Below are 20,120 nucleotides of genomic sequence, written 5' to 3'. Positions count from 1 at the left end.
GGGTGTCAGGCCGGCCGCAGCCGCGTGGACGCGCGCACCACGAGTTCGGGGGCGAAGACCACCTGCTGGTGCTCGTGGCTCTCCGGGGTGCGGGCCTCCTCGAGCAGCAGCTCGGCGGCGGTGCGCCCCAGCAGCTGGCGGGGCTGGCTCACCGAGGTCAACGGCACGGCGGCGGCCTCGGCGAACTCGATGTCGTCGTAGCCGACGATCGCGAGGTCGTCGGGAACGCGCAGGCCCAGGCGCACCATCTGCTGCAGCAGCCCGAGCGCGAGCAGGTCGTTGGCGCAGAACGCCGCCGTCGGACGCCGCGCCGCGGGCATCCCGGCAATGCGTTCCCCGGCCCGGCGCCCCTCGGCGACGTTGAGCGCCGCGGTCTCCAGGATCACCAGCTCCGCGCCCGACGCGCGGGCTGCGGCCTTCTCCGCCCCGGCGATCCGGTCCGCCACCTGCCCGATCGCGCGGGGGCCACCGACGAACGCGATGCGGCGGTGGCCGGTCTCCAGCAGGTGCGTGACGGCGAGTTCGCCGCCGAGCACGTCGTCGACGGCCACGGAGCAGCCGTCCGGACCGGCCCCGCGGTCGACGATCACCACCGGCGTGCCGCGTCCGGCCAGCGCCGCGATGCGCGGGTCGGTGACGTCCACCGGGGTGATCAGCACCCCCTCCACCCGCTGCTGCTCGAGCAGGTCGAGGAAGCTCGTCTGCCGGGCGTCGCTCTCGGCGCTGTTGCACAGGAAGAGCGCGAGACCCGCGGCGTCCGCCGCCTCCTGCACGCCCTCGGCCACGTCGGTGAAGAACGGGTTGGACGTGTCGAGCACGACGTAGGCCAGCGTGCGGCTGCCCCCGCCGCGCAGCTGGCGCGCCGACTCGTTGCGCACGAAACCCAGGTCGGCGATCGCGGCGAGCACCCGCTGCCGGGTGCGGTCGCTCACCAGCTCGGGGCGGTTGAGGACGTTGGACACGGTGCCGAGCGAGACGCCGGCGCGCAGCGCCACGTCCTTCATGCTCGGGACGCCTCGTGGGCTCGTCCCCGCCGTCACGACCGCCTCCCGAGACCTCTGAACGGATCCAGTCTAGTGCTCCCGGGGCCGCAACCCCGCCGGACGCGCCCCGCTGATCACGAGGGGTCCCGGTGCCTGCGCAGCACGACCGGGCCGAACAGGCCCGTCCGGACCTGGCCCGCGTACACGCCCGCGGTGGGGGAGGCGTCGTCGAGGTAGCCGGCGAGCGTGCCGCGCACCACCACCTCGATCTCGTTCCCGCCCGGGCGCAGGTGGTCGGTGACCTCGGCGCGCCACGGCCCCCAGACCAGCCGCGCGGCGAGCGCACCGTTGACCCGGACGTCCGCGGTGCCGCGCACCTCGCCGAGGTCGAGCACGCACCGCCCGCCCGCGGCCACGGTGAGCGCGGTCCGGTAGGTCACCTGCCCGCCCAGGGCCCGCAACCCCAGCTCCTCCCAGGCCACGAGCGGCACCTCGGCCTCGACGACCTCGAGCTCCACGGGGCCGTCCAGCAGCGCGCCGCCGCGCCTGCCGTCGCGCGCGATGAGGCGCAGCAGCACATCGGTGCCGTGCGGGGCGGGAGCGGGCAGCCGCACGACCCCGTCCACGGGGGTGAACGCGGCGCCGTCCAGGAACGCCGTCACCGGCAACGTGGTCGGCACCCGCAGCCCCACCGTGCCCGCGGGCACGCGCAGCCGCAGCCACTCGGTGCGCTCCGGGCCCGGCGCGACGTCCGGCACCACCGGCAGCACCACGCCGCGCCCGGCGGCGGCCGGGTCCAGCCACGCCGCACCCGGAAGCGGGTGGGGGCGCGTGACCGCGCAGACGAACGCCGGATCGCCCGGGTGGCGGCGGCGCAGCACCAGCGGCACCGCCACGTCGTCGCGCCGCGCACGCCACCCGGGCCCGCTGCACACCCCGAGACCGGGGGAGTCGAGCGTGGCCGCGGTGGGCTCGCCGTCCTGGTTGGTCACCCGGAGCACGACCTCGTTGACGCCGGCGCGCAGGTGCGGGCCCAGGTCGTAGTCGTGCACCCGGACCTCGCGGTGGCCGGGGTAGGGCTGGAAGTCGCCCTGACGGCCCACCTCCACACCGTTGACGAGCACCTGGCACGCCCCGTCCGAGCCCACGTGCACCCGCGCGTCGGCGGCCACCGCGTCGAGCGGGAGGTCGAGGACGAGGTCGGCCGACCCGCCCACCACCACCGGCCCCCCGGGCAGCATCCACTCCGGGCGGCGGTAGGCGTCCGCGTCGGTCACCACGGCGAAGCCCGCGCGCAGCGGGCCGTCGCGCTCGGCGGTCAGCTCGATCTCGACGGCGACGGTGCGGCCGGCCGGGAGAGGGCTGAACGACAGGTGCCCCGCGCCGTCGACCGGCACCTCGGCGCCGTCCACCAGCACCCGCCGCGGCGCCCCGGCCCCCATCGCGAGCAGCAGGCCCGGCCGGTCCGGCAGCGGCAGGTGCGTGCGCACGGCCACCCGCTCGCCCGCAGCGACGTGCCGCCAGTCGAGGAACTCCTCCGGCACCCGGCCCTTGGGGCCGAGGGTCTCGGCGTGCGCGGGGTCGTCGCGCAGCCCTCGCGCGAGGGACCACTCGACGGGCCGCCACGGCGGCGGCGTGCCGTCGCCCCAGGGCCCGCGGACGAGGGCGAAGGTCCCGAATGAGGCGGTGACGGGCGTCCACGGGGGTTCAGGAAAGCCACATTCAGGGCCGGAGAGGCCCTGAATGTGGCTTTCCTGCCCTTCGGGGGCGGGGGTCGTGGCGTGCTCCAGGCGCCAGGCCTCGATGGGGAGGACGCCTCCGCGGTCGGCGGCGGCGAGGTCGCCCCAGCGGTTGTCCAACGTGGACTCCGGCAGGGCCCGCCACGGCCCGGGCAGCGGGATCGTCTCCTCCACCGGGCCGAGCGGGTCGGCCGTCGCGTCCGGGAGCCCGGGGGCGAGGACGACGAGCGCGACGGCGCCGTCGTCGAAAGGCACGGTGAGCTCCCACGCGCCGTCCTGCGCGGCCGTGACGTCGAGCTCGGTGCGCCGTCCCGTGCCCGGCGACCAGCTCTGCGCCCGCGGCCGGTCGATCCCCGCGACGCGCACGTGCGCCACCCGGTCGCCGGGCGGGCGGAACCGGTAGCCCGTGGACCGCAGTGCGTCGTTGTAGCCCTGCCAGGTGAAGCCGCTCTCCAGCCAGGACCCGTGCAGGTCGAGGATCGGCGCCTCGGTGCCGGTGTGCTCGTCGTGCGCGGTGAGGGCGAGGACGTGGGCGTCGCCGTGGCGCCGCAGCAGGAACGGCGCGTCGGCCCGCACGCGCACCGGCCCGTGCCGCACCGCGGCCGGCACGTCCTCGGCGGTGCCGACGAGCGTGATCGTCCCGTCGGCGACGGCCGCCGCGAACCGCTCGGCCACACCCGCGTCGTCGCCGGGGAACAGGTCCGGCGCGCGCTCGACGCAGAGCACCCGGCCGCCCGCGGCCGCGAAATCGAGCAGCCGCTGCGCCGCGCCTGCGTGCAGCGCCGACACCGCGGGCAGGACCACGGTGCGGAAGTCCTCGGCGCCCACCCGGAGCGCGCCCGCGCGCACCTCACCCGCGGCGAGCGTGGCCTCGTCGAGCGCGTCGTGGTCGACGCCCGCCCGCTCCAGCACCCCGCGGCGTTCCGAGAGCCACGAGTTCACGCCGTTCAGCTCGTGGAACACGCGGCTGGCGCGCTCGGCGTCCGGGAGCGGGCCGGCGAGCGTGACGTGGGCCTGCGCGGTGGTGGTGGGGGAGAGCAGCAGCACGTCGGCCACGTGTTCGCCCGCGGTGAGCACCGCGCACAGGCGCGCCACGGCCGTGGCGAACACCGGGTAGGAGGGCCAGTACGGCTGGCGCCAGCAGGTGGACGGCGGTGCCCACTCCCACCAGCCGCCCACCGTGGAGTAGTAGACGGCATGCGGGTCGTAGAGGGTGGCGCCGCGGCGCAGGAACGCCGCGAGCCAGTCGTATGTCTCCTCGAGGGTGCCGCCCCAGCCGGAGGAGTGGAACGCCTCGATCCAGGTGCGCTCGTGGCCGCCTGCGTGGGCGAGGGAGCTGTGGACCTTGGCGTCGCCCCAGTGGTCGCTGCCGGGCGCCGCGTAGCCGCGGTGCAGGCCGAGGTAGTCGCCGTAGGCGTGCACCCCGCCGACCGGGTCGCCCTCGCGGGCCGGGGAGGCCTGGTCGAACCCGCAGACCAGGCCGCGCTCGGCGAACCAGGCGTCGTGCTGGTCGAAGAAGCCGCGGCGGGCGAGCGCGGCGCGGTGGGCGTGGTAGTCGCGGCGCACCGCCGCTGCGTCCGCGGAGGCGTCCGGCTCCCACAGCGCCCAGAGCTGCGGGAGCAGGTCGTAGCCGTACGCCTCGGTGAACGTGGCCGCGAAGTCGTGGCCCCACGTGGGCATCGGGGGCAGCTCGTCCTGGAAGAAGCCGCCGATCGCGCTGTGTTCGATGGCCTCTGCTTCGCTCCGGCGTGCTCGCGGGCCCAGGGAGACGCCGTCCTGCTCCTCCGGTGCTCGGTCGCTCGTTCCTCGCTCCCTGCGCGCCTCCCCCGCAGGACGACGTCGGCCCGCTCGCGCGAACCAGTGGCCGACGGCCTTCTCCATGGTGCCGTGCACCTGATCCAGCAGCGCCGCGCACGCCGCGGGGGAGAAGTAGTCGAATCCGCTGGTACCCGCGTGGACGAGCACGACGCGCGCGTGCGGGCCGGTCCAGCGGGCAGCGCCGCCCTCCAGCGGGACGGCGACCCGTTCGCCGTCCGGCAGCACCGCGTAGGCGGCGAGCGGCTCGTGCCCGGCGGGCGGGCTGAGCGCCACGTCCGTGCCGTCGCGCTCGGTCCGGAACAGCGCCCGCCCGGCGAACTCCGGCTCGGCCGCCACCAGGCGGCCCTGGAAGTTGGCACCGGAGAAGCCGATCTGGTCGTAGAGCCAGAGCGTGAAGCCCAGCTCCTCGGCGTCGGCGCAGGCGGCGTCGAACAGCTCCAGCCACTCCGGCGAGAGGAACGGCGGATCGTCGGCCACCGATCCGAACATCGGCCCGGTGGGCGCGAGGCAGAGCACCACGGCCTGCCGCACGCCCCCCGCCACGAGCCGCTCCATCTGCGCCCGCAGCCGCTCCCGGGTGACCCGGGCGCCGCTCCACCACCAGATGGGCAGGGGGCCGTACTGCGGGCCGGGGTCGGTGAACCGGGCGAGCAGGTCCTCGACCCCGCCCGTCATGCGGTGGCCCGCTCGGCCTCGATCTGCTCCAGCGACTTGCCGACGGTGTCGGGCATCCAGAAGAACCCGATCACGCCGCTGATCAGCAGGAAGACGGTGAGCAGCAACGCCACCGGGCCGATCTCGACGGCGGCGAGCACCGGCACGAAGAACGACCAGATGCCCAGCAGCGTGCGGGCCACGCCGAAGGTGAAGCCCTGCGCGGTGCCGCGCAGCATCGTCGGGAACAGCTCCTGGCTGAAGACCTTGTAGGTCGGCTCGCCCGCCAGCGAGGCGCCGATGCCCCAGAGCACGACGTTGGCGACCACCACCGGCACGGTGAACGGCAGCACGAGGAAGATCGCGTAGGCGGCCACCTGGAACACCGCGCCGATGCCCCACATCATCCGCCGCGTGCGGTAGCTGCGGTCGTTGAAGCGCATGAAGACGAAGACCGTCGAGAAGATCGTGATCACGAAGCCGGCGCAGGACAGCGCCACCCCCGCGGCCTGCGTGCCCGCCCCGAGCGTCTCCACGACGTACGGGGTGAAGATGCCGGCCGTGCCGGCCGCGAGGCCCCAGAACGTGTAGATCGAGGCCGTCCAGGCGAGCGCGCGCAGGTTCGGCCCGCGGAACAGCGCCGCCACCTGGTCACCCGCGGAGCGCGCGCGGCCCGCGGCGGCCGTCCAGCGCGCCGACTCGACCATGCCGCGCCGCAGCGCCCACGTCACGAGCGCCACGAGCGCGAGGTGGAGGAACACGATGCGCGTGCCGAGCAGGCCGATCGGGCTCAGCGCGAGCGCCAGCAGCAGCACGACGACGGGGCCGAGGCTCCACGCAACCTGGGTGAGGCCGATGAGCCGGCCGCGTCCCTTGGCCGGGGCGAACTCGCCGACGAGCGCGAGCGACGTGGGCACGTCGGCACCCACCGCGACGCCGACGACGAACGTGCCGACGAACAGCATCGCGGGGTCCACCGCGAACGCGATCAGCAGGATGCCCACCGCGTAGACCAGCAGGTCCCACTTGTAGATGCGCTTGCGGCCGAGCTTGTCGCCGAGCCGGCCACCGATGAACGCGCCGATGGCGCACCCGATGGCGTTCGGCCCGATGGCCGCGAGCGCCCCGACGCCGAAGCTCGACAGCCCCAGCTCCGCCTGGAACAGGGTGAGCCCGGCCCCGAGCGCCACGATGGAACCGGCGTCCAGGTAGGACGCCATCGCGGCGAGCACGGACCACTTCCACTGCTGACGGCTGATCGTCGCGTCGTCCCCGCCGGACTGCACGCCGACGGAATCCGGTGCGGCCATGGCTCTCCTCGTCCTCGTCGACGCCGGGCTTTGAAACGTATTAAGGCGGGAGGCTAGCGTCGCCACGGACCGTCAACAAGACCCAAATCTCACGTCGTCGGGTGGGAACTTCCCAGCCTTCTGCGAGATGGGCCTGGTGCGGTCGTCGCTGACCGGTCGCGTGCGAGGCGCCCGTTGACGCCTCCCGTCGCTGCACCGTAGGGTGATTTGAAAGGTTTCATTCCGTCGCCGACGTCGTCGCATGGGGGGCCGAACGCTTGCGGTACTGCTTCCTGCTCCAGGTCCGGCCCGACCGCCTGGACGAGTACAAGGAGCGCCACCGTGCCGTCTGGCCGGAGATGCTCGCGGCGCTGCGCGACACCGGCTGGCGGAACTACTCGCTGCACGTCCGCGAGGACGGCCTGCTCGTGGGGTACGTCGAGTGCGACGACCTGGCCGCCGCACAGCGCGCCATGGCCGGCACCGAGGTGAACGCCCGCTGGCAGGCCGAGATGGCGCAGTACTTCACCGGCCTCGACGGCCGGGCACCGGACGAGGGGTTCCTTGTCCTCGAGGAGGTCTTCCACCTGGAGGACCAGCTGCCGGAGAACGGAGAACGACAGGTGAGAGACGTCCGGGCCGCCCTGCGGCAGCAGCGCATCGAGACCCCGTCGTGGGCCTACGCCAACTCCGGCACGCGGTTCAAGGTGTTCGCCCAGCCCGGGGTGCCGCGCAATCCCGAGGAGAAGATCGCCGACGCCGGCGTGGTGCACCGGCTCACGGGGGTGGCGCCCACCGTGGCGCTGCACATCCCGTGGGACAAGGTCGACGACTACGCCGCGCTCGCCAAGCACGCCGCCGACCACGGCGTCGGGATCGGGGCGATCAACGCCAACGTCTTCCAGGACGACGACTACAAGCTCGGCTCGGTCACCAACCCCGACCCGGCGGTGCGCCGCAAGGCCACCGACCACCTGCTCGAGTGCGTCGACATCATGGACGCCACCGGCAGCCGCGACCTCAAGCTCTGGTTCTCCGACGGCACCAACTACCCCGGGCAGGACTCGATCCGCGCCCGGCAGGACCGGCTCGCCGAGGCGCTCTCCGAGGTCTACGACCGGCTTGGCGACCACCAGCGGATGCTGCTGGAGTACAAGCTCTTCGAGCCCGCGTTCTACACCACCGACGTGCCGGACTGGGGCACCTCGTACGCGCACTGCATCGAGCTGGGCCCCAAGGCCACGGTGTGCATCGACACCGGCCACCACGCGCCGGGCACCAACATCGAGTTCATCGTGGCGTTCCTGCTGCGGGCCGGGAAGCTGGGCGCGTTCGACTTCAACTCCCGCTTCTACGCCGACGACGACCTCATGGTGGGTGCGGCCGACCCGTTCCAGCTGTTCCGGATCATGCACGAGATCGTCTCCGCCGACGCGCTCGGCGAGGAGGCCGGCATCGCGTTCATGCTGGACCAGTGCCACAACATCGAGCCGAAGATCCCGGCGATCATCCGCTCCGTGCTGAACGTGCAGGAGGCCACCGCCAAGGCCCTGCTCGTCGACGCCGACGCGCTCGCCGCGGCCCAGCAGGCCGGTGACGTGCTCGGCGCCAACGCGGTGCTGATGGACGCCTACAACACCGACGTCCGCCCGCTCCTGCGCGAGGTCCGTGAGGAGATGGGCCTCGACCCCGACCCGATCGCCGCCTACCAGCGCTCCGGCTACTTCGAGAAGATCGTGGCCGAGCGGGTGGGTGGCGAGCAGGCGGGCTGGGGCGCGTAGCCCCGTGAGTGGATACGAGTGCTCCAGCACTCGTATCCACTCACGACCCCACACCTCACGAACCCGGAAGGGATCATGACCGTCGTTCAGCAGCTCATCGACCGGAGCAACCGGCTGGGGGCCGACCCGACCACCACCAACTACGCGGGGGGCAACACCTCCGCGAAGGGGTCGGAGACCGACCCGGTGACCGGTCAGCCGGTCGACCTGATCTGGGTGAAGGGGTCCGGGGGCGACCTCGGCACGCTCACCGAGAAGGGCCTGGCCGTGCTACGGCTGGACCGGATGCGGGCGCTCGTCGACGTCTACCCGGGGGTGGAGCGCGAGGACGAGATGGTCGCCGCGTTCGACTACTGCCTGCACGGCAAGGGCGGTGCCGCGCCGTCGATCGACACGGCGATGCACGGGCTCGTCGAGGCCGACCACGTCGACCACCTGCACCCGGACGCCGGCATCGCGATCGCGGCCGCCGCGGACGGTGAGGCCCTCACGAAGGAGATCTTCGGCGACCGGGTGCTATGGGTGCCGTGGCGGCGCCCCGGCTTCCAGCTGGGTCTCGACATCGCCGCCATCAAGGCGGCCAACCCGCAGGCCATCGGCGTGATCCTCGGCGGGCACGGGATCACGGCGTGGGGCACCACCAGCGAGGAGTGCGAGCGCAATTCGCTCGACATCATCCGCACCGCCCAGGCCTACATCGACTCCCGGGGTGCGGCGGAGCCGTTCGGCCCGCTGCGCCCCGGTTACGAACCCCTGCCGGAGGACGAGCGCCGGGCCCGCGCCGCCGCGCTCGCCCCGGTGATCCGGGGGCTCGCCTCCACCGACCGGCGCCAGGTCGGCCACTTCACCGACTCGGATGTCGTACTCGATTTCCTGTCGCGGGAGAAGCTGGCCCCGCTCGCCGCCCTGGGCACGAGCTGCCCGGACCACTTCCTGCGCACCAAGGTCGCGCCGCTCGTGCTCGACCTGCCGGCCACCGCCCCGCTGGACGAGGTGATCGCTCGGCTGAAGGAGCTGCACGCGGACTACCGCGAGGACTACCGCGCCTACTACGAGCGGCACGCCACGCCGGACAGCCCGTCCATGCGCGGGGCCGACCCGGCGATCGTGCTGGTGCCGGGCGTCGGCATGTTCAGCTTCGGCGCGAACAAGCAGACCGCGCGCGTGGCGGGCGAGTTCTACGTCAATGCGATCAACGTGATGCGCGGCGCGGAGGCCGTGTCGACCTACGCGCCGATCCCGGAGTCGGAGAAGTTCCGCATCGAGTACTGGGCCCTGGAGGAGGCCAAGCTCCAGCGGATGCCGAAGCCGAAGCCGCTCGCCACCCGGATCGCGTTCGTCACCGGCGGCGGGTCGGGCATCGGCAAGGCCATCGCGCACCGCCTGGCGGCCGAGGGCGCCTGCGTCGTCGTCGCCGACCGGGACGCCGACGCGGCCGCGGCCGTGGCCGCGGAGCTGGGGTCGGCCGACGTCGCGGTGCCGGTCACCGTGGACGTCACCGACGCCGACGCGGTGGCCGCCGCCGTCGACGCCGCGGCGCTGGCCTTCGGTGGGGTCGACCTGGTGGTCAACAACGCCGGCCTGTCGATCTCCAAGCCGCTGCTGGAGACCACGGAGGCCGACTGGGACCTGCAGCACGACGTCATGGCGAAGGGCTCGTTCCTCGTCTCCCGCGCCGGCGCGCAGGCGATGATCGCGCAGGGGCTGGGCGGCGACATCGTCTACATCTCCAGCAAGAACGGCGTGTTCGCCGGCCCGAACAATGTGGCCTACGGCGCCGCGAAGGCCGACCAGGCCCACCAGGTGCGGTTGCTCGCGGCCGAGCTGGGCGAGCACGGCATCCGCGTCAACGGCGTGAACCCCGACGGGGTCGTGCGCGGTTCCGGGATCTTCGCGGGCGGCTGGGGCGCGCAGCGCGCGGCCGTCTACGGGGTGCCGGAGGAGGAGCTGGGCAAGTTCTACGCCCAGCGCACCCTGCTGAAGCGGGAGGTGCTGCCCGAGCACGTCGCGGCGGCGGTGTTCGCGCTCACCGGCGGCGACCTCACCCACACCACCGGCCTGCACGTCCCGGTCGACGCCGGGGTGGCGGCGGCCTTCCTGCGCTAGAGCTCCAGAAGGAGGAACGATGACGTCCCTGCTCGAGAGCCCGGCCGCGCTGCAGCGCGTGACACCGCGCCGCACCACCGTCGGGCTGGTCGCCGGCGGGCTCGGCGCCTACTGGCCGCAGTTCCCCGACCTGCTCCCGCAGCTGCAGCGCTCGGCCGCGCGCGTGTCGGAGCGGCTGAGCCAGGTGGGTGACATCGAGGTCGTGGACGTCGGCTTCATCTCCGACGCCCCCGAGGGCGCGGCTGCCGCCGAGAAGCTGCGCACGGCGGGCTGCGACCTCATCGTCGGGTTCCTGACGACGTACATGACGGCGTCGATGCTGCTCCCGGTGGCGCAGCGCAGCGGCGCGCCGGTGCTGCTGATCAACCTGCAGCCCACCGAGAAGATGGACCACGACACGTTCGACACCGGCGCGTGGCTCGCCTACTGCGGCGCGTGCCCGCTGCCGGAGATGGCCAACGCGTTCGAGCGCGCGGGCGTCGAGTTCCGGTCCGTGTCGGGCTACCTGGAGGACGAGCGCGCCTGGGCGCGCATCGAGCGCTGGGTGAAGGCGGCCGGCGTGCGCGGGGCGCTGCGGCACGGCAGGCACGGGCTGATGGGGCACCTCTACCCCGGGATGCTCGACGTCTCCACCGACCTCACCTCGGTGTCGACGCAGCTCGGCGGGCACGTCGAGGTGCTCGAGTTCGACGACCTGCGGGTGCGGGTGGAGGACGTCACCGACGCGCAGGTCCGCGAGCGCGTGGACCTCGCGACGGAGGTGTTCGAGCTCGACGACACGGTCAACCCGGACGACCTGGCGTGGGGCGCCCGGGTGTCGGTGGGGCTCGACCGGCTCGTCGACGACTTCGCGCTCGACTCGCTCGCCTACTACCACCGCGGCCTGAACGGCGAGCAGCACGAGAAGCTCGGCGCGGGCATGATCCTGGGCGCCTCGCTGCTCACCGGCCGCGGGATCCCGGCGGCGGGGGAGTACGAGCTGCGCAACTCCATCGCCATGCTGATCATGGACCGGCTCGGTGGTGGCGGGTCGTTCACCGAGCTGCAGGCGCTGAACTTCTCCGACGACGTCGTGGAGATGGGCCACGACGGGCCCGCGCACCTGGCGATCAGCGCCCGCAAGCCGCTGCTGCGGGGCCTGGGCGTCTACCACGGCAAGCGCGGGTGGGGCGTGTCCGTCGAGTTCGACGTGAAGCAGGGCCCGGTCACGACGTTCGGGATCGGGCAGCGCCGCGACGGCCGCTACGTCATGGTCGCCTCGGAGGGCACGGTGGTGCCCGGCCCGCTGCTGAGGATCGGGAACACCACGTCCCGCGTCGATTTCGGCTGCGACCCCGGCGAGTGGACCGACGCCTGGAGCGCGTCGGGCGTCGACCACCACTGGGCGCTCGGCACCGGCCACCGTGCCGCGGAACTCAAGGCCGTGGCCGAGTTGCTCGGACTCGAGTTCGTGCAGGTGCGGTTGTGAGGGTCGCCGCGGTCGACCTCGGGGCCTCCAGCGGCCGGGTGATGGCCGCCGAGGTGGGAGCCGACCGGCTGGAACTCACCGAGGTCGCCCGGTTCCCGAACGGCCCGGTGCGGCTGGGCGCCGTGCTGCACTGGGACCTGCTCGCGCTGTACCGGGGCGTGCTGGACGGCCTGCGCGCCGCGGGCCCGCACCTCGACGCGGTGGGCATCGACTCGTGGGGCGTCGACTACGGCCTGCTCGATGCCACCGGCGCCCTGCTCGGCAACCCGGTGCACCACCGCGACTCCCGCACCGACGGGGTGGCCGAGCGGGTGGACGGGATCGTCCCGCCCGCCGACCTGTACGCCGCCACGGGCGTGCAGGTGATGCCGATCAACACGATCTACCAGCTGGTGGCCTCGCTCGGCACGCCGCAGCTGGAGGCGGCACGGGATCTGCTCCTGCTGCCCGACCTGCTCGCGTACTGGCTCACCGGTGTCCGCCGCGCCGAGGTGACCAACGCGTCCACCACAGGGCTGCTCGACGTCCGCGCGCGGGCCTGGTCGGCCGACGTCGCGCGGCGCGTGGGCATCGACCCGCACCTGTTCGCGCCGCTGATCGAGGCGGGGGAGCGGATCGGGGACGTCGCTCCGCACGTGCTCGCCGACACCGGCCTCACCGGTCCGGTGCCGGTGATCGCGGTGGGCTCCCACGACACGGCGTCGGCCGTGGTGGGCGTGCCCGCCGGGGGCGAGCGGTTCGCGTTCATCTCCTGCGGCACGTGGTCGCTGGTCGGGGTGGAGCTGCCCGCGCCGGTGCTCACGGAGGCGAGCCGGGCGGCGAACTTCTCCAACGAGCTGGGTGTCGACGGCACCGTGCGCTACCTGCGCAACGTGATGGGGCTGTGGATGCTGCAGGAGTGCCTGCGCGCCTGGCCGGACACCGACCTGCCGACGGTGCTCGACGAGGCGGCCCGAGCGCCGGCGTTCGCCGCGGTCGTCGACGCCTTCGACCCGGCCTTCCTCCCGCCCGGTGACATGCCGCGGCGCATCGCCGACGCGTGCCGGGCGCTCGGCCAGGAGGCGCCCGCGAGCCGGGCCGCGACCGTCCGCTGCGTGCTGGAGAGCCTGGCGCTGGCCCACCGCCGCGTGGTGCGCCAGGCGGTGGCGCTGTCGGGCCGCGAGGTCGACGTCGTGCACGTCGTGGGCGGCGGGGCGCGCAACGCGCTGCTGTGCCGGCTCACGGCCGACGCGTGCGGGCTGCCCGTCGTCGCCGGGCCGGTGGAGGCCACGGCGATGGGGAACGTCCTGGTGCAGGCCCGCGCCCTGGGCGCGCTGCACGGCGACCTCGCCGCCCTGCGCGGGCTGCTGCGCGCCACCCAGCCGCTCACGCGCTACGAGCCGCGGGGCGACGAGCACGCCTGGGCGGAGGCCGAGGGGCGCCTCGAGCGCGCGCCCACTGGCGCCCGCGCGTGACCGCACACCACCAGTGGCGCTCACACACCGGTTGCAGCCGGTGTGCGAGGGCCGAAGCCGGTGTGTGACCTCGCGGTCGTAGCGTGATCTGCGTGGCAGCTGACCTGCGGATCGAGGCCGTCCCGTTCGACCACCCCGACGCCGTCGCGCTGCGCGAGGCCCAGCGCGTCGAGCTGACCGCCCGTTACGGCACCCCGGACAGCGAGCCCGGCCCCGCACCGACCGCCGCCGACACCACGGTGTTCCTGCTCGCCTGCGACGCGGACGGCGCCGCGGTCGGCTGCGGCGCGCTGCGCGCCCTGGGGCCGGACGTCGGCGAGGTGAAGCGCATGTACGTGGTGCCGGCGCGGCGGCGCGGCGGGGTGGCCTCCGCGGTGCTGGCCGCGCTCGAGGCGGCGGCCGTGCGACTGGGCTGGTCCGTGCTGAAGCTGGAGACGGGCACCGAGCAGCCCGACGCGATGGCCTTCTACGAGCGCCACGGCTACCACCGCATCCCCGGCTTCGGCCACTACGCCGACTCGGAGCTGTCGGTCTGCTACGAGCGCGCGCTGAGCGACGCGGTCAGCCCGGCGTGACGGTCGGAATCGGTCTCCGGGGCGCACTAGCATGCGCGGCGTGCTCGATCTACCGGACGACCTGTTGCGACCGGAGCCCGGCCGGATCGTCCACGTGTCACCGCTGCGGTCGGGCCCGGCTGCCGGCACCTGGGCGATCACCGTGCCGCTCGCGCCGTTCTCCGCGGCCGACCCGTACGACCCCGCGACGTTCCGGCCCGGCACCGACGGGCCGGAGATCATCGCGACCGCAGTCGCCGGCGAGTTCATCGACCTCCCGGGCGACGACCTGGCCACGTTGGCCGGCCGCACGTTCGACTTCCCGGTCAACCCGCACGACGGCTACATCGACGCGAGCATCTACCTGGGTGGGGGCCACAACCCGGTCGACATCACCCGCATCGAGTTCGGTGCGGCCCGCGCGCAGGACATCGACGCCGTCCTGCACGCCGCGTTCGACTTCTCGCAGGAAGGCGTGGAGATCGCGAACAGGTCGGCACTCCTGCACGCCACCCTGCGGTTCGAGCGGCTCGCCTGACCGGCCCCAGTCGGGGCCCGGTCAGTCGAGCGTGAAGACGCTGCGCACGATGTGGCGCACCCCGCGTCCCGGCTGCTCACCCTCGTCGCGGCTGTTGAAGTAGTACAGCGCGCCGATCGTGCCCTGCTCGGCCTCGAAGGCGTTGGGGTAGCCGAGGTCCCAGCTGCCACCGTCGTCGCGGACGATGATCTCCGGACCCCAGGTGCGCCCCTCGTCCTCGCTCACGACCGCGCGGATGCCGTACGGCGCGAGCCGGTACCCGTAGACGACCACCAGCCGCCCGTCCGCCAGCACCACGAGGCTGCCCGGCGCCCCGAAGTCGTTCACCCGCGACAGGAAGCTCCAGGTGAGCCCGCCGTCGTCGCTGTGGTGCAGCTCGGTCCACATCACGCCGCGCGGGTCGCGCTGGCAGCGCAGCGTGCACAGGATGCGCCCGCTGGGCAGCAGGGTGCCCCGCGGGTAGAACCAGCGGTGCCCGCCGAAGCGGTACGTGCTGTTCCAGTTGCCGGTGGCGGCCCCGAAGGGGTCGCGTTCCGGCGTGACGAACGACAGGAACCGGAACTGCGTGCCGTCGTCGGTGCTCGCGTAGACGAGCGGCCTGCGGTTCCAGCCCCCTTCGTCGATCGAGGTCAGGAACAGCAGGCACCGCCCGTCCGGCCGCACCAGCGCGGAGTTCATCGCCGACAGCGCGTGCAGCCCTTCCAGCGGCAGCTCGGCGGGCGGGGTCCAGCTGCGGCCCGCGTCGGTGGAGACGCGCACGAACGACCGGCTCTCCGGCGTGCCGAACGCGGTGCTGCTGTTGCCCACCAGGACGTCGCCGTCGGTGAGGTCGAACGGCCCGAACGCGGACAGGTCCGGGGCCGCCTCCCCGGGGGCGGCGGTGATCCGCGGGTAGACGTCGAACGCCGGGTCGCTCCAGGTGCGCCCGCGGTCGAGCGACCGGACGGTGACCATCCGGCCGCCGCCGGGCCTGCTCCCGCCGAGCCGGTCGTGGCTGATGGCGGCGGGGTCGCCGTAGTCGGCGTCGAGTGACAGGAAGTTGGCCACCAGCTCCCCGGCCCCCGTCTGCCAGAAGCCCATGACGTAGGGCCATCCGCAGAACTCGCCCTCGCGGCGGTAGACCACGGCGTGGTCGGCGTCCTTCGCCGCCCGGGGCCGGCCGAACGTCCGGATCATCGCTCCTCTCCCAGCACCGGTGCCGCGGCGAGCAGCGTGCGCGTGTAGTCGTGCGACGGCGCCGAGAAGATCTCGTCCTTGGGGCCCTCCTCGACGATCTGGCCCGAGCGCATCACGTAGACGTGGTCGGCCACCTTCTTCACGACCGGGAGGTCGTGGGTGATGAAGACGTAGCCGACGCCGAGGCGGTCCGTGAGGTCCGCCATCACCCGGAGGACGCCGGCCTTCACCGAGGCGTCCAGCGCGGACACGGCCTCGTCGGCCACGATGATGCGAGGGCTGAGGGCGATGGCGCGGGCGATCAGCACGCGCTGGCGTTGCCCGCCGCTCAGCTCGTGCGGGTAGCGGCCGAGGAACCGCTCCGCCGGCGTCATGCCCACCAGCCGGAGCACGTCCACGACCTTCTCGCGCGTCTCGGGCGCGGTGGTCGCGATGCGGTGCAGCCGCAGCACCTCGCCGACGGTGCGTTCCACGGTCTTGCGCGGGTTCAGCGAGCCGGCCGGGTCCTGGAGGACGGCCTGGACGCTGCGGCGGTAGTCCGCCCGCTGCGCCCGCGTCATGGACGCGATCGGCACGCCGTCCAGCTCGACGCTCCCGGCCGAGGCCGGGATGAGGTCGAGCAGGATGCGGGCGAGCGTGCTCTTGCCACTCCCGCTCTCCCCGACGATCGCCACGAACTCGCCGGGGCGCGCGCGGATCGAGGCATCCGCGACGGCGCGGACCGGCTCCGCGGAGCGGCGCCCGCGGAAGACCTTCGACACGTTCTTCGCCTCAAGCAGCACCGGTGACCTCCGCGGTGAGCTCGCGCCGCAGCGCCGGTGGGATCGAGTACAGCTCCGTGTCCTCGTCGGTGAGGCTGCGCACGCTGCGCAGGAGCGCGCGGGTGTAGGCGTGCTGCGGGTCCTCGAGCACGCGGTCCGTCGGGCCCTCCTCGACGATGTGCCCCGCGTACATGACGTAGATGCGGTCGGTCATCCCGGCCACGACGGCGAGGTCGTGGGAGATCAGCACGAGCGAGGTCCGCAGCTCGGAGACGGTGTCGTCGAGGGTGCGCAGCACGCGTTGCTGCACGGTGGCGTCGAGCGCGGTGGTGGGCTCGTCGGCGACCACGAGCGAGGGCGACTTCGCGATCGCGATGGCGATCAGCACGCGTTGGCGCATCCCGCCGGACAGCTCGTGCGGGAAGGCGGCCGCGATGCGGTCCGGGTTCTCCAGCCCGGCCTGGCGCAGGTACTCGTGCACCTTTTCCGTCCGGGCGCGGCGGTCGCGCTCCCCGGGGAGCGACTCGCCCACCTGCCTGCCGATCCGCATCGTCGGGTTCAGCGAGGTCAGCGGGTCCTGGAAGATCATGCCGACGCGTTCGCGCCGGATCGTGTGCCACGCCTCGGGTCCGGCGCCGACCAGCTCCTGGCCTGCGAACCGGATCGAGCCGGTGACGCGGACCCGCGGCGAGGTCGGCAGCAGCCCGGCGACGGCGCGCGCCGTGACCGACTTGCCGGAGCCGGACTCCCCGACGATGCCGACGCGCTCCCCGTCGTGGACGACGAGGCTGACCTTGCGCACGGCTTCCACCTCGGTGCGGTGACCGGTCGGCAGCACGACGCGGAGGTCCTCCACGGCCACCAGGGGTGGCGTTCCCGGTGCGCTCACTTCACCCTCCCCAGGGTCGGGTTGAACGTGTCGTTGAGGGAGTCGCCGAGGACGTTCACGGCCAGGACGACGAGGAAGATGCAGCAGCCGGGGAACAGCGCCAGCCACCAGCCGTCCCGGATGTAGGACTGGGCCGAGTTGAGCAGGGCCCCCCAGCTGGGGTTGCCGGGGTCGCCGATGCCGAGGTAGGCCAGGCCCGACTCGATGAGGATGGCCCGTCCGACGGTCATGCTCGTGGCCACGAGCACCGGCGGCATGGCGTTGGGGATGACGTCCGACCACAGGATGCGCAGGTTGTGGAACCCCGCGGCGCGGGCCGACTCGACGTAGCCGAGCTGGGCGATGCGCATCGCCTCGGCCCGCACGATGCGCGCCACGCCGGGCCACATCGTGATCGCCAGGATCGTGACGATGATGAGCATGTTCGACCCGAGGAGCGCGGCCGCGACCAGAGCCAGGACGATCCCGGGCAGTACCTGGAAGAACTCGGCCACCTTCACCAGTGCCGCGTCGAGGATCCCGCCGTAGTAGCCGGCGAGACCGCCCACCACCAGTGCGATCGTCAGGCAGAGCAGGGCGACGCTGAAGCCGACCATGAGCGAGACCTGCCCGCCGTACACCACCCGCGCCAGGTAGTCGCGACCGAGCATGTCGGTGCCGAGGAGGTGCTCCCCGCCCGGGGGGAGCAGCTTCGGGTAGGCGGTCGCCACCGGGTCGGCCACGAAGAACGGGCCGATGCCCGCGGCGAGGGCCAGCACGACCAGGACGACGACGAACACGATCGTCGAGGGCCTGCCGAAGAACGACCGCCACGGAGAGCGCACCCCGTCCGGCTCGCGGTCGGACGTGGGAGCCGCTCCCGGTGCGGGGTGCTCCGGGCGTGGGGTCTCGGTGGCCGTCACCGGCTGCGTCGTCATGCGACCAGTTCCTTCTTCTTGGGCGCGAACCTGTCGCGCAGCCGCGGATCGACGAGCCCGTAGACCACGTCGGTGACGATGTTCACGATGATGATCGTGAACGTCAGCACGATCACGATGCCGAGGACGACCATGTTGTTCTTGCGCTCGATCGCCTCGACGAAGAGCAGGCCCATACCCGGCCACCCGTACACCCGCTCGACGAGCACGGAGCCGGCGAGGACGAATCCCAGGCTGTATCCGGAAACGGTGACCATGGGCAGCAACGCGTTCGGCATCGCGTGGTTCCACAGGATCCGCGACGAGGACAGGCCCTTCGACCGCGCGGTGTCGATGAAGTCCTGACCCAGCGACTCGATCATCGACGACCGCATGATGCGGATCTTGTACGCGAGTTCGCTCGTCGCCATCGTGATCACCGGCAGCACCATGTACTCCAGCGAGATGCCGGATTGCCCGTACGGGCTCTTGCCCTGGGTCGGCAGCCAGTCCAGCCAGACGGCGAAAACCAGGATCAGCAGCATCCCGAGCCAGAAGTTCGGCACCGAGAACAGCCCCACCGCGCTGCCGGAGATGCCGCTGTCCAGCCAGCGCCTGCGGGTGCGGGCCGCGATCGAGCCGAGCACGACCCCGCCCAGGGTGGAGAGCAGGAAGGACGGCACGGCCAGGGCGAGCGTGTTGCCGATCCTGCTCGCGATGAGGTCGAGCACCGGCTCCCGGTTCGTCGCGAACGAGTAGCCGAGGTCCCCCGTGAGCACGTTGCCGAGGTAGATGGCGTAGCGCTCCCACACGGACTTGTCCAGGCCGTAGGAGGCGACGATGCGCTCGCGGAACTCGTCGGACAGCGGCACGTCGCCCACGAGCGCCTGCACCGGGTCGCCCGGGGCGAGCTCCAGCAGGAAGAACAGCACCGTGACGACGGCGACGAAGAGGAGGAACGACGAGACCAGCAATCTGCCGTAGTAGAGAATGCGTGCCTTCATCGGCACCTCCTCGTCATGTATCAGGGCTGTGGTCGGGCGCCGCCCATCGCCTTGCTCAATGCGCGGGCGGCATTGCGGAGATCCGTGGCGACGGCGCTGGCCGGGTCGAGCGGGAGCACGTCGTTCGTGGCGATCAGGGCGAGGCTCGCGCAGATGCTGAACTCGTCGAAGACGGGCGCAGCCATGGCGTGCACACCCTGGTCGTCGGCGCCCATGGCGATGCGGTCGGTGCCGGACAGCTCGCGGATCTCGCGAACCACCGCGGCCCGCGTGTCGTCGGGCAGACTGCCGAGCATCCGGTCGACCCGGAGCTGGTCGACCATGTGGGCGAGGAAGACCTTCGCCTGCGCCGTCACGAGGGACAGCTGGGTGCCCACCCGGACCGTCACCAGGACGGTGCGGGTGGGGTCCTCCTCCACGCGCGAGACGATCGGGCCGGTGGAGCCCCACAGGCTGAGCACCGTGGTGAGCCCGGTCGCCGCACAGAGTTCGCGCATGTAGCCGGGCGCGAGGTCGATCACCTTGCGCCTGCCGATCGCGAACGCCCCGAGCTGCAGGAGCAGCGCACCGGGGACGAACGTCCCCGCCGCCGTGCCCCGTTCCAGCAGCCCGGCTGACACGAGTGACGTGCAGTACCGGTAGGTCGTCGTGCGGTTGAGGTCGAGCCGCTCGGCGGCCTCCGCGGCCGTCAGCTCCGGGGTCTCCGGACCGAACAGCCGCAGGATCTGCGCGGCCCGGTCGACGGCCTGGATGTCGGTGCCGCCGGGGCGCGCGTCGTCGGGCGAGTCGGGCATGGGGTCTCCGTTCGGGACGAGAACTGTCGGGTCACACCGTGCACTGCGCGACTCAGTCCTCGGACCGCGCCGACCGTACAACCACCATGTGAACATCACAATAGCGATCCGAACGACCGTCTGACCAGGAGTGGAAGAGGTGTAGCCAGCTCGCCTGGTGGGAAGGGCGACAATTGTCGCGTGCCGCTAGAGTCACCGTGCGGTGATGTTCACATC

The 20,120-nt window shown here is 73.0% G+C and carries 15 protein-coding genes and 1 pseudogene; 7 read left to right on the top strand and 9 right to left on the bottom strand.

From position 1 onward, the window contains the following. Positions 1 to 5: 5 nt before the first annotated feature. The 3 genes from ACFPL3_RS18850 to ACFPL3_RS18840 all read right to left on the bottom strand — a co-directional run bounded on the left by ACFPL3_RS18850 (position 6) and on the right by ACFPL3_RS18840 (position 6,504). Positions 6 to 1,004 carry a LacI family DNA-binding transcriptional regulator gene (locus ACFPL3_RS18850; RefSeq protein ID WP_343940736.1) on the bottom strand — a complete coding sequence of 333 codons (999 nt, stop codon included), beginning with the start codon at positions 1,002 to 1,004 and terminating at the stop codon, positions 6 to 8. A 113-nt stretch (positions 1,005 to 1,117) separates the two neighbouring features. Beyond that, complete coding sequence (locus ACFPL3_RS18845; RefSeq protein WP_343940735.1) at positions 1,118 to 5,215, bottom strand: hypothetical protein; 4,098 nt, start codon at positions 5,213 to 5,215, stop codon at positions 1,118 to 1,120. Beyond that, positions 5,212 to 6,504 carry an MFS transporter gene (locus ACFPL3_RS18840; RefSeq protein ID WP_343940734.1) on the bottom strand — a complete coding sequence of 431 codons (1,293 nt, stop codon included), beginning with the start codon at positions 6,502 to 6,504 and terminating at the stop codon, positions 5,212 to 5,214. Before ACFPL3_RS18840 ends, ACFPL3_RS18845 begins: the two co-directional genes overlap by 4 nt. 257 nt (positions 6,505 to 6,761) lie before the next feature. On the opposite strand from ACFPL3_RS18840, the pseudogene ACFPL3_RS18835 reads away from it, so the two are divergent. From ACFPL3_RS18835 to ACFPL3_RS18805, 7 genes and pseudogenes are all read left to right on the top strand, one after another. Continuing rightward, a pseudogene (locus tag ACFPL3_RS18835) lies at positions 6,762 to 7,076 on the top strand (L-rhamnose mutarotase); the annotation flags it as partial. Positions 7,077 to 7,106: 30 nt separating this feature from the next. After that, positions 7,107 to 8,264: an L-rhamnose isomerase gene (gene rhaI / locus ACFPL3_RS18830; RefSeq protein ID WP_343940769.1), complete on the top strand. Its 1,158-nt coding sequence runs from the start codon at positions 7,107 to 7,109 to the stop codon at positions 8,262 to 8,264. A 75-nt stretch (positions 8,265 to 8,339) separates the two neighbouring features. Then, entirely contained in the window at positions 8,340 to 10,370 is a 2,031-nt protein-coding gene (locus ACFPL3_RS18825) for a bifunctional aldolase/short-chain dehydrogenase (protein WP_343940733.1), read from the top strand. Between the two features lie 19 nt (positions 10,371 to 10,389). Next, positions 10,390 to 11,838 (top strand): L-fucose/L-arabinose isomerase family protein, encoded by a 1,449-nt coding sequence (locus ACFPL3_RS18820; protein ID WP_343940732.1) that lies wholly within the window; start codon positions 10,390 to 10,392, stop codon positions 11,836 to 11,838. Then, positions 11,835 to 13,292, top strand: a complete 1,458-nt coding sequence (locus ACFPL3_RS18815; RefSeq protein WP_343940731.1) for a rhamnulokinase — start codon at positions 11,835 to 11,837, stop codon at positions 13,290 to 13,292. The genes ACFPL3_RS18820 and ACFPL3_RS18815 overlap by 4 nt, the downstream gene beginning before the upstream one ends. 92 nt (positions 13,293 to 13,384) lie before the next feature. Beyond that, positions 13,385 to 13,867, top strand: a complete 483-nt coding sequence (locus tag ACFPL3_RS18810; RefSeq protein ID WP_343940730.1) for a GNAT family N-acetyltransferase — start codon at positions 13,385 to 13,387, stop codon at positions 13,865 to 13,867. A 40-nt stretch (positions 13,868 to 13,907) separates the two neighbouring features. Then, the gene (locus ACFPL3_RS18805) at positions 13,908 to 14,384 is read left to right on the top strand and encodes a hypothetical protein (RefSeq protein ID WP_343940729.1); all 477 of its coding nucleotides are present in this window, start codon (positions 13,908 to 13,910) and stop codon (positions 14,382 to 14,384) included. Positions 14,385 to 14,405: 21 nt separating this feature from the next. On the opposite strand, the gene ACFPL3_RS18800 is transcribed toward ACFPL3_RS18805, so the two are convergent. The 6 genes from ACFPL3_RS18800 to ACFPL3_RS18775 are packed head-to-tail and all read right to left on the bottom strand — an operon-like array spanning position 14,406 to position 19,904. Continuing rightward, complete coding sequence (locus ACFPL3_RS18800) at positions 14,406 to 15,560, bottom strand: sialidase family protein (RefSeq protein ID WP_343940728.1); 1,155 nt, start codon at positions 15,558 to 15,560, stop codon at positions 14,406 to 14,408. Then, positions 15,557 to 16,342: an ABC transporter ATP-binding protein gene (locus ACFPL3_RS18795; RefSeq protein ID WP_343940727.1), complete on the bottom strand. Its 786-nt coding sequence runs from the start codon at positions 16,340 to 16,342 to the stop codon at positions 15,557 to 15,559. Before ACFPL3_RS18795 ends, ACFPL3_RS18800 begins: the two co-directional genes overlap by 4 nt. Next, on the bottom strand, positions 16,332 to 17,210 hold the full coding sequence (locus tag ACFPL3_RS18790; RefSeq protein WP_343940726.1) for an ABC transporter ATP-binding protein: 879 nt from the start codon (positions 17,208 to 17,210) through the stop codon (positions 16,332 to 16,334). The genes ACFPL3_RS18795 and ACFPL3_RS18790 overlap by 11 nt, the downstream gene beginning before the upstream one ends. Next, the gene (locus ACFPL3_RS18785) at positions 17,207 to 18,127 is read right to left on the bottom strand and encodes an ABC transporter permease (protein WP_343940725.1); all 921 of its coding nucleotides are present in this window, start codon (positions 18,125 to 18,127) and stop codon (positions 17,207 to 17,209) included. Before ACFPL3_RS18785 ends, ACFPL3_RS18790 begins: the two co-directional genes overlap by 4 nt. After that, complete coding sequence (locus ACFPL3_RS18780) at positions 18,124 to 19,110, bottom strand: ABC transporter permease (RefSeq protein ID WP_343940724.1); 987 nt, start codon at positions 19,108 to 19,110, stop codon at positions 18,124 to 18,126. Before ACFPL3_RS18780 ends, ACFPL3_RS18785 begins: the two co-directional genes overlap by 4 nt. A 20-nt stretch (positions 19,111 to 19,130) precedes the next feature. Further along, entirely contained in the window at positions 19,131 to 19,904 is a 774-nt protein-coding gene (locus tag ACFPL3_RS18775) for an IclR family transcriptional regulator (RefSeq protein ID WP_343940723.1), read from the bottom strand. Positions 19,905 to 20,120: the final 216 nt, after the last annotated feature.

It is taken from the genome of Pseudonocardia zijingensis, from assembly GCF_042657305.1.
Taxonomy (GTDB): domain Bacteria; phylum Actinomycetota; class Actinomycetes; order Mycobacteriales; family Pseudonocardiaceae; genus Pseudonocardia; species Pseudonocardia zijingensis.
The sequence above is the reverse complement of the archived record's forward strand: the minus strand, read 5'-3'. Positions and strand labels throughout refer to the sequence as shown.

Bases quoted from the DNA above. Each gene is read 5' to 3' on its own strand.
- ACFPL3_RS18850 (WP_343940736.1), bottom strand. From the start codon at position 1,004: ATGAAGGACGTGGCGCTGCGCGCCGGCGTCTCGCTCGGCACCGTGTCC.
- ACFPL3_RS18845 (WP_343940735.1), bottom strand. From the start codon at position 5,215: ATGACGGGCGGGGTCGAGGACCTGCTCGCCCGGTTCACCGACCCCGGC.
- ACFPL3_RS18840 (WP_343940734.1), bottom strand. From the start codon at position 6,504: ATGGCCGCACCGGATTCCGTCGGCGTGCAGTCCGGCGGGGACGACGCG.
- ACFPL3_RS18825 (WP_343940733.1), top strand. From the start codon at position 8,340: ATGACCGTCGTTCAGCAGCTCATCGACCGGAGCAACCGGCTGGGGGCC.
- ACFPL3_RS18820 (WP_343940732.1), top strand. From the start codon at position 10,390: ATGACGTCCCTGCTCGAGAGCCCGGCCGCGCTGCAGCGCGTGACACCG.
- ACFPL3_RS18800 (WP_343940728.1), bottom strand. From the start codon at position 15,560: ATGATCCGGACGTTCGGCCGGCCCCGGGCGGCGAAGGACGCCGACCAC.
- ACFPL3_RS18785 (WP_343940725.1), bottom strand. From the start codon at position 18,127: ATGACGACGCAGCCGGTGACGGCCACCGAGACCCCACGCCCGGAGCAC.
- ACFPL3_RS18780 (WP_343940724.1), bottom strand. From the start codon at position 19,110: ATGAAGGCACGCATTCTCTACTACGGCAGATTGCTGGTCTCGTCGTTC.
- ACFPL3_RS18775 (WP_343940723.1), bottom strand. From the start codon at position 19,904: ATGCCCGACTCGCCCGACGACGCGCGCCCCGGCGGCACCGACATCCAG.